The following is an 11942-nucleotide window of genomic DNA, read 5'->3' as shown; positions in this document are numbered from 1 at the left end:
GTGAAGAATGAGATCTTCGCCGGGATTTTTGACTTGCCCGAAACCCTTGACAGAGGCCCGCCCCATTACGGAAGCGGGCTTTTTGTCCTTTGGAACTCAGACCCTGATCCAAAGGAAAATCCCCATGACCAAGCCCAATCCGGCGAACCCGGCTCTCTCAATCTCCGACGCTACCCTCGCCTCTGCCCTCGTGCAGATCGGCGCGGAGGTCGACCACCAACCCCTGCGCAGCTCAGCGCTCGCGCGCATTATGCGCGAGACGTTTCATGGCAGCGCTGCTGGCGGCGCCTGGGACTGGCGGATGGCCTATGACGTGATGCAGGCCGCTGCCATCCGAGTGCTGCTGCGTGGGGACGGCGCGGCAGGTGACATCGCCGCTGCAAAGCTGGTTGCCTCACGGCTGCTGCCGGAAACTCGCCGGTCAGAGCAGCAGATCCGGCTGAAGCAGTTTTCCACGCCGCTGGCATTCGCGACCATGGCGGTACGGGCCGCGGCGATCCGCAAGGGCGAGACCGTGCTGGAGCCCTCGGCTGGCACCGGTGCCCTGGCAGCTTTCGCCGCCCGGGCCGGTGCCATGCTTTTGCTCAATGACATCGACCCCTTTCGCCAGCGCCTCCTGCGCGCGGTTTTCGGCGGCGAGGTGACGGGCCATGACGGCGAGCATATCGACGATCTGCTGCACACGCCGGTTCTACCCGACGTCGTGGTGATGAATCCGCCCTTCGCCTCCTCGGTCGATCGCTCCCGGGACAAGCACATCGCCGCCAAACATCTCATCGCGGCTGCAAAGCGCCTGGCACTCGGTGGGCGGCTGGTGGCGATCATGCCGCCGGGATTCACGCCCGAACGCGATGCCGCGCATTGGTCCCGCGCCTGCGGTTTGCTCACGCCGCGCTTGGCACTCACGATGCCGGGACAGGTCTATCGCAAGCTCGGCACAACTGTGGAAACCCAGCTCATGGTCTTCGACAAGGTGCAGGAGGACGGCGAGATGATCCGCGCCATTGTGTGCGACATGGACGAAGCCCTTCCTTTTGTCGACGCCGTGGCCGCAACCCGGCCCGAGATGCGCCCTGCCCAACGGGCTGAAGCGATCCCTCATGCTCGGCCGACCGTTCCATCATCTGTCCCGCGCAACCGCCGCGCTGCGCCTGTTGCCGCCTCCAAACCCCGGGCCAATGCCGTCCGTCCGCTCAGCTTCACAAGCTTTGAGATCCCTCGCGACAACACGCCCATCTCGGACATCTATGCGCGCTACCGTCCTCAGCGGATCGAGATTGCGGGTGCGCAGGAACATCCCACCCCGCTCGTTGAAAGCATCGCCATGGCCTCTGTGGCCCCGCCGGTGCCCTCAGGTGCCGCCAGTGCGGAATTGCGCCTGCCCGCGCGGTTGATCGAGGAGGGAGATCTCTCCGAGGCGCAGCTCGAGACCATCGTCATGGCACATGATGCCCATGGGCGCGACCTGGCCGGTCGGTTCACCATCGATGACGACCAGACCAAGCTGACGCGCGCCGATGATGATCCAGACGCACGGGCCTATCGCCTCGGCTATTTCCTCGGCGACGGCACCGGTTGCGGCAAGGGGCGCGAATGCGCGGGGCTCATTCTCGTGAACTGGCTTTCCGGGCGCAGGAAGGCGATCTGGGTCTCCAAATCCGCGACGCTTATCGAGGACGCCATCCGCGACTGGACCGATCTCGGCGGCTCGCCTGCCGACATTCAGCCGCTTTCCAAATGGAAACCGGACCAGCCCGTCCCGATGGGCGACGGAATCCTCTTCGTCACCTACGCCACGCTGCGGTCCGCGGGCAAATGCGGCACCACGCGGCTGAGCCAGATCCTCGCCTGGATGGGTGAAGACTTTGACGGGGTTCTTGCCTTCGATGAGGCCCATGCCATGCAGAACGCGGCCGGGTCCGAGCAGGGCAGGGGGGTCAAACCCTCCCAGCAGGGCCTTGCTGGCCTGCGGCTGCAGCTGGCCGCGCCGCGCGGCCGCGTCTTCTACATCTCGGCCACGGGTGCCACGAGCGTGCACAACCTCGCCTATGCCGCGCGGCTGGGGCTCTGGGGGCAGGGCCCCGAATATCCCTTCCCGAGCCGCGAGAGCTTTGTGTCGGCGATGGAAGCCGGCGGCGTTGCCGCCATGGAGGTGGTCGCGCGCGATCTCAAGACGCTCGGGCTTTACACAGCGCGTGCCCTCAGCTTCGACGGTGTTGAATACGATGTGCTCGAACACGCGCTGACCCCGGCCCAGATCGAGGTCTATGACGCCTACGCTGGAGCGTTTCGCACCATCCACCATAATCTCGAGGCGGCGCTGACGGCGACCGGTGTCAACAATGCCTCGGGCGAGACCAATGCCTCGGCCGCACGCGCCTCTGCCAAATCTCGCTTCGAGAGCACGAAACAGCGCTTCTTCAACCATCTCCTGATGGGCATGAAGGCTCCAAGCATCATCCACGCCATCAAGGACGATCTGGCGGCGGGCAAGGCTTGCGTCATTCAGGTGGTCTCGACAGGCGAGAGCCTGCTGAAGCGTCGGCTTGAGGCGATGGACCCGGAGGATGAACTCGTCGAGGGTGCCTTGACGCCGCGCGACTATGTTCTCGGCTACCTCGAACAGGCCTTCCCGATTCATGCGCAAAAGCTGGTCGAGATCGACGGCAATATGGTGCCCGAGCCGTTGCGCGATGAAACTGGCGCGCTGGTCGTCTCGCGCGAGGCGCTCGCTCTGCGTGACGCGGCCATGATGGAGTTGATGACGCTGGCTCCGATCCCCTCGGCGCTCGATCAGATCCTCTGGGCCTTTGGCGACGAGGCCGTGGCAGAAGTCACGGGGCGGTCCATCCGGCCCCTCAAGGCCGCGGACGGCCATCTCTTCATCGAAAAGCGCAGCCCCAGCAGCAATTCGTCCGAGACCCAAGCCTTCATGGACGGCGAGAAGGATATCCTGATCTTTTCTGACGCGGGCGGCACGGGCCGGTCCTATCACGCGGCGCAAACGGCGAAGAACCAGAAACGGCGGCGGCACTACCTGCTGGAGCCCGGCTGGCGCGCCGATGCGGCCATCCAGGGGTTGGGCCGCACGCATCGCTCGGCTCAGGTCAGCGCGCCCTTCTTCCGGGTCTGCACCTCCGATGTGCATGGCGAAAAGCGCTTCACCTCGACGATTGTCAAACGCCTCGACCAGCTGGGGGCCCTGACCAAGGGCCAGCGCGAGACCGGCTCGCAGGGCATGTTCCGCGAGGAGGACAATCTCGAAAGCCCGATCGCGCGGGCGGCGCTGCGTGGGTATTTCGCCGATCTTGCAGCCGGGCGGGCCGAGGCGATGAGCTACGAGAGCTTCACCGACTGGACAGCCCTGCGACTGATCGACAAGGACGGTGTGCTTCTCGAGGAGCTTCCCCCGATCCAGCGGTTTCTGAATCGGGTGCTGGCGCTGCCCATCCACATGCAGAATGCGCTCTTCGCCGAGTTCATGCGCCGGATTGCCGATCAGACTGAACGGGCCCGCGCGGCGGGCACGCTCGATCTCGGCGTGGAAACCCTGCGTGGCGAAAAGATCGAACAGGTCTCCACAGAGGATCTCTGGACCTGCCCGAAATCCGGCGCGGTGACGCGGATCATCGGGCTCGAAGTGACCGACCCGGTCCCCGTCCTTAGCGCCGAAGAGGCCATGTCGCGCAATCCCGACAAGCTGCCGATGGTCAACCGCGCCTCTGGCCGCGCGGCGCTCATCTCGGCGCGGCCCATGCAGATGTATGACGAGGATATCGTCACACTGATGCGCAAGGCCGTGCGGCCAAACGGGTCCAGCTATATCGAGGAGACGCGGTTCGAGTCCTCGGCCTGGGAAGAGATCGGCAAGCCTGAGTTCTCACGGCTTTGGGATGCCGAGGCTGCGTCCCTGCCGAAAACCACCACGACCAAGCTCTACCTGCTGACCGGGCTTTTGCTGCCGATCTGGAAGGATATTCCGACCACGAATGAGCGCATCTACCGGGTCACGCCCGACGGGGCGACCGCGATGATCGGGCGGACGCTGAGCGAGGAAGGGGCGGCAGCGCTGCGCGCCCGCTTCCTCGTCTTCAATCCGCAAACACCGCAGGAGATGCTGACCGCCGCCCTCGGCACCACCGCGCCGGTCGATCTGGGCCAGGGACTGACCCTGACCCGTCGCCGCGTCGCAGGCGAGTTGCGCCTCGAGCTGGGCGGCGCGGATCGGGGAATGATTGAAGGTCTCAAGGCCCTCGGCTGCTTCACCGAGATCATTGCCTTCCAGTTGCGGGTGTTCCTGCCGCATGGGGACGGGATCGACACGGTGGATATTCTGGCCCGGATCGTTGGGCAGGGAACCACTAAGCCGGCAGAACAAGCCGCCTGAAAAGTCAAAGCGGGCTTCCGGTCTGGCGTCGCGGATCGGGGTTTGCCCGGTCTGCGCTTACCGGGCGCGCGCTGACCAGTGCCACGCCCGGCCCACCAAATTCAGATAAGAGGACAGACCCATGACCAATCCCCAGATCAATTATGCCGCAATGGCGGCTCAGTGGCGTGCAGAGCGCGAAACCACCCTGAAGGCATCCCGAACGGAGCTGCTCGCACAACTACGTGCGCTTGGCATCAGCGAGGTCACTGCCGAATACGAAGGCTATGGCGACTCCGGCAATGTCGAGGATGTGACGGTGCAGCCTGCAGAGGTCAAACTGTCGGAGCCGCTTGCCACAGAGGTGGGCGATTTCGCCTGGTCGCTCGCCTATCACCATCACCCGGGGTTCGAAAACAACGAGGGCGGCTACGGCACGCTGACCTGGGACTTGCGCAACGACAGCATCACGCTCGATCACGCGGACCGCTATGTCGAATGCTCGCACAGCTATGACGAGGGGCTTTGAGATGGCCCATCCGCTTCATCATGCTGAAAGCTCTGCCCGGAAATTCGGCGGGGCACCGTCCGATTATCAGGCTGTGCACGATTGGTTTGACGCCTCGAAAGAGCACCTCGCGCTCTTCACGCACCGAGCCATGCGCCATCATGCCCAAGGCCTGTTTGAAGCCGAACGTGTCTTCGGCCTGACCCTGACCAATAGCGCAGGTCGGGACATTCCCGTGCGCTGGATCGGCGAGCAGCATGTCCGCGAAGACTGTCAGGGCCGTATCCCGAGCATGGCGGACTGGCTGCGACGGATACAGCCCGAGCCATGGATGGCCAATGGCCACATCGACCGGCATGCCGGCGATGAGCCCTGCGGCGACCCAAGGGTTGCCTGGGCCTCCGAGGTCGCCGCCGGACGAACGGTTCTTGGCCTGAAAGATTGGATGGCGGCGCGCGCGACGCAAGCCACGCAAAGCGCCTGACAGGTCTCGGCCGTTTGCCAAACAAATGCTGCATGGAAGCCCGGTTGGACGACCGGGCTTCTTGCGTCGTTTCCCCACCATTCTTCGTAAGGAGGATCGCATGACACTCGATGAAATCAAGGCCGCCGTCGATGCCGGGCAGACCGTGCACTGGGCCAATACCGGCTACGTTGTCCACAAGGACCGGCTCGGTCAGTACCTCATCACCTATGTGCCGAATGGTAGCTGCATCGGCCTGACAGACCGGAGCGGGCAACGGTTGAACGGAAAAGAGGCGGAGTTCTTCATCGCGCGATCGGAGGACAGCGTTGAAAATCCGGGCAGCCAATCAAGACCAGACGGGCAGGGGAGGGGCGTAGCACCCGGAGGCGCGGGGGCATTCCCGCTCGGACGGCAGCTCTGACCCGTGGGCGGGGCTGAAAGGAAAGCAGGCTTTCTGATTTGTGATCCCTCAAGGGGTCGAGAAAGCAATCCCGGATGCGTTGGCAAGAACGTCAGGCACCGGCCAATCCAAAAGGAACCATCCCATGTTCGCAGGAACCCTCACCCGCAATGTCGAGACCGCAGCCGCTCAGTACACCGGCATGATCCACTCGACACGCTTTGACATCGCCATCCAGCTTGAAACCCGCCCGAAGATGTCCGAGCGCAGCCCGGATTTTGACGTGACGGCAGTCAACAAATCAGGCCGCAAGGTGCGCATCGGTACGGCCTGGAACGAGACCGGCAATACCAGCGGCAACCCCTACATCTCGATGCAGATCGATGTCGGCTTGGGTCCGTTCCGGGTCAACGCGGTGCAGACGAAAGAGGCGCGTGCGGCCCAAAGCGGCGCGTTCGAGATCATCCCGCTGGTCTTGAACGGCCTGATGAAATCCGGCTCGATCTCGGGCGAGCTCACCGCCATGGACGCCGACAACGCCTTCACCGGCTACATCGCCAACATGATGTTCGATCTGGAGTTCATGCTTATCGAGAACAGCTACAAATCCGAGGAGACCCACCCCGATTACCGGATCGAGGTCAGCTCGCCGCGTGGCACACCGATCCGCGTCGGCTCGGCCTGGATGGCGAAAAGCAGCCGCACGGGCAATGACTACCTGTCGCTGCTGATCAACACGCCCGATGGCGACCTGCGCGTCAACGCTGTGCAGAACGAAGAGCAGCGTGGCGGCCAGACCTTCTCGATCATCCCGTTCATCGACAGCGGTGAGCAACCGCAGGACGCGGGCGCCGGGCTTTCGTTGGTCGCCTGATCCGGGTGAGAAAGCTCGATATCGAACTGGCAGAGGGGAACCGTGACGACACGGTTCCCCTCTTTTCGTGTCAGTTCGAGTCAAGGACCTACTCTAAGCCCTGCCAGATCTGCGCTTACTGCTCCAAACCGATTTGCTGACCATTGGACTGTTGCGGAGCCGCCCAATCATATTACGATAATATACCAATGAAGACTTGTTTGTGAGCCCGCTGATGGCTGGAATACCAAGAACAGAACGCGTCTGGTTCGAGAGGTTTGACCTATGACCGTGCAGGAACCACGCGATTCTGTATCGAAGATTGGGCATGACGGGATCGACGATATCGCCACAAAGTACTTGGAAGCTCTGAAGCGGCCCGAACGCGAGAACGTTCCACTTCGTCCAGGTCACATTGTCTAGGGTTGGCTGAGCTTCGCGCAGTCTTGTTTGATTGGACATAATCAGTTGGCCAACAGTTCTGTCGCGGTCCGCCTAATCCGAGCTTCGGTCGCAGAGTTGTCCTTGCTATATGCATTTGCGATCAAGCGAATAGCCCCACGTACGTCACCAGGAGAATTGCCCCCCTTCTCATCGGACTGGAACGGGGCGTCCGTTTCCGTCAAAACGCGCTCCAGCGGAACGGTCTCAAGCAACTTACGCCCCTTCGGAGCCTGCAACATCTGTTCGTTGACTGAAAAGTAGCAGCCAAGATCCAAAGCCCTTCTGATCTCCGATTCTGAGGCATTAAACCAGTGCAACACTGGAACACACGTGCGATGCGCACCAGTTTGTTCGACGACGTCAAGTACCTGTCTGGCGGTTCGAACACTGTGAATGCTGATGACTTTATCGCCGAGCCTTGCGCATAGCGCCATCACTCGTTCGAACACAATCTTTTGACGTTCGAAGGATGGATAGAACCGTCGCCCGGCGTCTAGTCCAACCTCGCCAATATACCTTGTCGAGGGCGCCAGCTCTTCAAAGAGTGACAATTCCGACGCTCTTTGAGCGACCAGCTGCGGGTGCATTCCAAGGGCGGCACGCACGAAGTGGCCATTACGCGCCATGCCCTCATTTCGAGAAAAGGCTTTAGGTGTCGTCGTGACCGCGAGTGTAAGGCACCGCGCGGATTCACACCGCGCATATTCCGCGCGCATGTTCTGACAGAGATCGAGATGGCAATGGAAATCGACGGGGCCGGACCAATTCAAATCAGCCATGCACTGTCCTTACGCCTTCGAGTAGCTGTGATACTTCATCCATGCCACGGCGATACACATCGATATATAAGTCTAGTTCATCGCGGCACAGCGGCCCCGGCTTTTGCACGAGAAATCTGGCCCGAATGGGATTTTGCCGCAAGTTTTCAGCAGCAAACATAAAGGACCTGATATTCTTCCCGTCTGCCGACTTCGAGTCCAGAACGTCTTTCTTCAAGTCATCAAGAAAATACTTCGTGGTATCCGCTTCATCGAGCCCGACAGCGAGCGATGCGCGACGGATCAGGCAGGGGACGCAGCGTCCGCAATGCTGGGGCGGCGCGCTCTCGAAACGGACCTGTGCAGGGTGGGAACAAGACATTGAGACCGGAGCGAGTTCCGCAAGCAGGTCGCGATCACCACATTCTCTGGCCATCTCTCCCTTCGTCTTGAAACGATATGGATTTTCCAGCGTCACGTCGACGCCCAAAGCAGTGACCAGCTGCGACATCGATCGGATGAAATGCGGATGGGCCGTCCGCGTGCTAAGTGATCCGAGCCGATGGGCATCCATGGGTACGTTGAGCGCGATTAACCCATTTTCGGGGATAAGCACCTTGTTCGTAGAGGCGACGGCATCGGCAGCAACCACAGCCAGGCTGTAAAAAAGGAAGGAGCGCGCCCGCTGGTTGTTGTCACTTCCAGCTTCGGCAAAGTCCGACTTTCGGAAACCGATATAGGCCCGGACAGATTCGAACGCGCCGTCATGTCGTTCCTTCAATACCTCGAGCAACTGCCGTTGTGCGCTGGATGCCTCTCCGTCCCAGTAATGGCTGACCAAGAGCGGTCGTTGTCCGGAGGCGAGGAGGTCGATCGCGCCGATGAGACTGTCCAACCCGCCCGAGAACAGGCTCACCTGTGTGAAATCTGTGAGATCCATCTCTTCGGGTTGTTTCGTGAATGACTGAAGATCGTCCGGTCGACCCCGAAACGTGAAGCTCCAATGATCGCCGGTCAAGAATTGCAGCATCCGGGACAGGTGGTCTTGTTGGTGTCGCCAGAGATCTGGGTCCGCGACGGGAACGCTAAGACTAATCATGCGCGTCCAACCGTCATCGGCGTATCGTTCCCGCGAGACACCGGTGTCGGCGGCGTACACCGCAGTCGCTACGATCATAAGATCGACCGCGGCCTCGCTCGGCCTCGCACCTAACTTGAAGAGCCGGTCCAGCAGCTGCCCTAAGCCCCTGTCGAGGTCACCAAAACTGTCGATCATATCGACGGTGATATCTGCCGCGCCCTGAGTAGATTCCTCGTCGTCGCAACCCAATCGTACAAAAACGTTCCGTCTCATTGCATGGTCTCCAGGACTGCGCCTAGCATGTCGAATGTATCGGCATAAACCTCGGAAATGCTTCTGTCGATTTCGGATTGTGTCGGACGCGATCCAACATCGAACCTGCTACCAAGAGCGTCTCTAACCCTTCCCTGCGTAAAATCTCGGGTGATCCGCTCGGCTTCCCGGAAATCGGCGTCGGACGCGGATCCGTGCAGCGCGTTCGTCCCGATTTCGTTCAAGACCTTTGTTACCACGCTCCGGGTGATCACGTCACATAGGAATTCATCGAGTTGATCTTTTGAAAGCTCATCGAATGCGCCGGGATCATCTTCCGCAACCTCTGCGATCGCTTCGAGCATCGCGTCACGGGCGATCGCTTCATCGATCGTCCCACCATCGGGGCAGATGATCTCCGCCACGGCTTCGAGGACCTCTGCGGCTGGACGGCCCGCAAGGCCCTGAAGGTCAAATCGGGCGAGCGCCGTCTCGGCACCTTCGTTCACAAAGGCGCTTGCGAGCCCGGCGACACCGGATGCAACCCGGGTAGAATGCGGCATTCGCCGTGCTGCCCCGGCACCGCCCCCCGCGGCGCGAACGTAACCCTTTAACGCCCGTCCGAGCGACTTGCTCCCGCCACCATTCGTAAATCGGGTGAACTGTCCGCGAGGATAGGTGAATGCGCCGCCGGGAGGGGCCACGGTGGGCGGCACCTGCGCTACGCCGCTCTCGTCCGAGGTCGAATTTTCGGTGTCAGAATGATCACTTCTGTCCTTACCGGACCCATCTTCACCACCGCCCATGCCCGGATCGACGCTGTCGACCCAATCCGGAACAAGGCCGGACGCGGGCCCGCCGTATGAACTCGACGTTCCCATTATCCTGTCCCGTTCTTACGGCCACTGCGGCTACCACCCGCAGCGAGCTGGAGTGGTTTGTTCTGATCAAGTTTGGCCCAGCCCTCCTTGAGTTTAGCAAACTCGCGCTTGGCCTCCGTCCTGGTGAAGATCTTGTCCCACCCCGCGGCCGCCCAAGGCCCTAGCTGACCGCTTGGTAGGTCGGCTAGAAGGCGAACAGTAGGGGTCTGGAGATTGGCGGATATTTTGCAAAGCTCCGCAAGGCCTTCGATGCCATCTGGTCGCTTCTTCAAGTCCGTTGCAGCCCTGACCCGTGCAGCCACCACGTCAAAGATCTGCTCGATCTCTCCTGGCGTGAGCTTTACGATTTCCACCGCAGCAGCGCGCGCGCCCAGGGTGCTGCCGCAAAGTTTCTCGATCCAGTCCTCTTTCAGCGCGAGATTAGAGCCAGCAGTGAAAAGCGCCTTGCGGTCTCGGGACACGAACAAATACGGGCGCAAATCCTCATCCATGAGGGCGGGAGCGACTAGAGCCCATCGTCTGACCCATTCACTAGAAAGGAGGTCATCCTCTGGGAGCTTGTCGGTTTGATCCTGATCCTTAGCGGCGGCCGGGTTTTTGGCTTTCTCGGACTCCTCATCATCCGTACGTAAAGCTTTTTCGAGTGCTGCAACGGTCCTGGATGAGCCACTGACAGCGGCCTCCGCCTCGAGACGTTCGAAGAAATCGGACTTGAAGCGTTCCGCGAGCATCAGTTTGGCGAGGACGGCGGGGTTCACTTCGTCTCCGATCCCGCGTGCGTCCGCGATCGCGAGACGGAGATTGAGAGTGTTTAGAAATCTCTTGATCTGCCTCGGATTTCCTTGAGCGCCCTCGGCCAGTGGCAACGCGAGTTGATCCGCTAGAATGAGCGCGTTCTCCAGTTCTGCCGAGACCGCGCCAAGACGCTCTTCAATCACGCCGCGGCTCAGACCGCTGCCGTCCCAAGGGCGTCTCAAGGCTTCACGACCCAGTTCGAGTAATGTCTTGAAGGGTGTCGAACCGGTGTCGAGCGAGCTTCCGGCCACGAGGAGCGTCAGATAAATCTTGGTCTCGACGTATCCCAGTGGAGGCAGACGGAACGGTACCTGAATGAGCTTTTCAAGGTAATTCCGGGCATAGGTCGACGGGCCGGATGATAGTGGCAAGTCCGGGAAATGAGACCTGACGGCGTATTCGATCATCCCCTCGTCGGCCGCGATAACAAAGGCCGCACCTGGCACGAACAGGAAAAGCCGTATCGCCTCAAGCGTCTCGATCGCGGTTGCGGGAAGACATCTGTCCAGATCGTCAACAACGACGACGAGCCGATCAATGTCCGCGGCCTCGAGGAGTTCCTCGAATTCCGCCCTGAAGGCATGGATGTGGGCGGGCAAGGTTTCGACTTCGGGGTTGTTGAGACAATCTGTGACATTCTTGACGTATCCCGTCATATCGCCAACTGTGAGATCTCCGCCACCGGCAAGGAGCTTCTTCCCCTGTTCCATCAGCCCGCTGAGCATGTCCGGGGACGGGATACCGGTGAGGCCGGTCAGGGCGAGACCGCCCGCCTTGGACGCGACCTTCATGAGATCGACGCGCTTAAGCAGCTTTTTTGACGTGTCTTTCAGCTTGGTTGTGGGCGTCCGATCCCGCAGCAATTGTTCGACGATCGTTTCGATTACGACGGTTTTCGCGTCTTCGAGGCCCTGGAACAGCCAGCCGTTGAACCGGATGACGGATGCGCGATCGTCATCCGAGAACGCGTCCTCCAGCATGAGCAATACGCTCGACTTTCCAGCACCCCAATCCCCATGGACGCCGACCGTGAGAGGTTCGGCACCGGAGTCTCTGATCACCTTCGCGACAGTCGCTGAGATGGCCTCCGAGTAAATCATGTCAACGGCGGTCTCGTTATCTGGAATAATCATGAAAT

The 11942-nt window shown here is 61.0% G+C and carries 9 protein-coding genes; 5 read left to right on the top strand and 4 right to left on the bottom strand.

The window, feature by feature from the left end; genetic code table 11:
• The first annotated feature begins 124 nt into the window (after nucleotides 1-124).
• The 5 genes from ACSSV8_RS17885 to ACSSV8_RS17865 all read left to right on the top strand — a co-directional run bounded on the left by ACSSV8_RS17885 (nucleotide 125) and on the right by ACSSV8_RS17865 (nucleotide 6614).
• The gene (locus tag ACSSV8_RS17885; RefSeq protein ID WP_454283348.1) at nucleotides 125-4387 is read left to right on the top strand and encodes a strawberry notch-like NTP hydrolase domain-containing protein; all 4263 of its coding nucleotides are present in this window, start codon (nucleotides 125-127) and stop codon (nucleotides 4385-4387) included.
• Between the two features lie 121 nt (nucleotides 4388-4508).
• The gene (locus ACSSV8_RS17880; RefSeq protein WP_454283347.1) at nucleotides 4509-4895 is read left to right on the top strand and encodes a DUF6878 family protein; all 387 of its coding nucleotides are present in this window, start codon (nucleotides 4509-4511) and stop codon (nucleotides 4893-4895) included.
• 1 nt (nucleotide 4896) lies between these two features.
• Nucleotides 4897-5358, top strand: coding sequence for a DUF6915 family protein (locus ACSSV8_RS17875; protein ID WP_009820248.1), 462 nt, complete (start codon nucleotides 4897-4899; stop codon nucleotides 5356-5358).
• Nucleotides 5359-5458: 100 nt separating this feature from the next.
• On the top strand, nucleotides 5459-5761 hold the full coding sequence (locus ACSSV8_RS17870) for a hypothetical protein (protein WP_009820249.1): 303 nt from the start codon (nucleotides 5459-5461) through the stop codon (nucleotides 5759-5761).
• Nucleotides 5762-5885: 124 nt separating this feature from the next.
• Nucleotides 5886-6614, top strand: a complete 729-nt coding sequence (locus ACSSV8_RS17865; protein WP_009820250.1) for a DUF736 family protein — start codon at nucleotides 5886-5888, stop codon at nucleotides 6612-6614.
• A 443-nt stretch (nucleotides 6615-7057) separates the two neighbouring features.
• On the opposite strand, the gene qatD is transcribed toward ACSSV8_RS17865, so the two are convergent.
• Genes qatD through qatA form a run of 4 tightly spaced genes read right to left on the bottom strand, consistent with a single transcriptional unit; the run spans nucleotide 7058 to nucleotide 11937 of the window.
• The gene (gene qatD, locus ACSSV8_RS17860) at nucleotides 7058-7816 is read right to left on the bottom strand and encodes a Qat anti-phage system TatD family nuclease QatD (RefSeq protein WP_040652249.1); all 759 of its coding nucleotides are present in this window, start codon (nucleotides 7814-7816) and stop codon (nucleotides 7058-7060) included.
• Nucleotides 7809-9149: a Qat anti-phage system QueC-like protein QatC gene (qatC, locus tag ACSSV8_RS17855; protein ID WP_009820252.1), complete on the bottom strand. Its 1341-nt coding sequence runs from the start codon at nucleotides 9147-9149 to the stop codon at nucleotides 7809-7811. Before qatC ends, qatD begins: the two co-directional genes overlap by 8 nt.
• Entirely contained in the window at nucleotides 9146-10009 is an 864-nt protein-coding gene (qatB, locus tag ACSSV8_RS17850) for a Qat anti-phage system associated protein QatB (protein ID WP_157046756.1), read from the bottom strand. The genes qatC and qatB overlap by 4 nt, the downstream gene beginning before the upstream one ends.
• Nucleotides 10009-11937: a Qat anti-phage system ATPase QatA gene (gene qatA, locus ACSSV8_RS17845; protein ID WP_009820254.1), complete on the bottom strand. Its 1929-nt coding sequence runs from the start codon at nucleotides 11935-11937 to the stop codon at nucleotides 10009-10011. Before qatA ends, qatB begins: the two co-directional genes overlap by 1 nt.
• Between the last annotated feature and the right edge of the window lie 5 nt (nucleotides 11938-11942).

The sequence above is a fragment of the Roseovarius sp. MBR-79 genome (genome assembly GCF_053628555.1).
This window is presented reverse-complemented; position numbering and strand designations above follow the sequence as displayed.

What these genes read in the sequence shown, in the direction of transcription:
- ACSSV8_RS17865 (WP_009820250.1), top strand. Translation starts at nt 5,886, where the DNA reads ATGTTCGCAGGAACCCTCACCCGCAATGTCGAGACCGCAGCCGCTCAG.
- qatB (WP_157046756.1), bottom strand. Translation starts at nt 10,009, where the DNA reads ATGGGAACGTCGAGTTCATACGGCGGGCCCGCGTCCGGCCTTGTTCCG.
- qatD (WP_040652249.1), bottom strand. Translation starts at nt 7,816, where the DNA reads ATGGCTGATTTGAATTGGTCCGGCCCCGTCGATTTCCATTGCCATCTC.
- qatC (WP_009820252.1), bottom strand. Translation starts at nt 9,149, where the DNA reads ATGAGACGGAACGTTTTTGTACGATTGGGTTGCGACGACGAGGAATCT.
- qatA (WP_009820254.1), bottom strand. Translation starts at nt 11,937, where the DNA reads ATGATTATTCCAGATAACGAGACCGCCGTTGACATGATTTACTCGGAG.
- ACSSV8_RS17885 (WP_454283348.1), top strand. Translation starts at nt 125, where the DNA reads ATGACCAAGCCCAATCCGGCGAACCCGGCTCTCTCAATCTCCGACGCT.
- ACSSV8_RS17875 (WP_009820248.1), top strand. Translation starts at nt 4,897, where the DNA reads ATGGCCCATCCGCTTCATCATGCTGAAAGCTCTGCCCGGAAATTCGGC.
- ACSSV8_RS17880 (WP_454283347.1), top strand. Translation starts at nt 4,509, where the DNA reads ATGACCAATCCCCAGATCAATTATGCCGCAATGGCGGCTCAGTGGCGT.
- ACSSV8_RS17870 (WP_009820249.1), top strand. Translation starts at nt 5,459, where the DNA reads ATGACACTCGATGAAATCAAGGCCGCCGTCGATGCCGGGCAGACCGTG.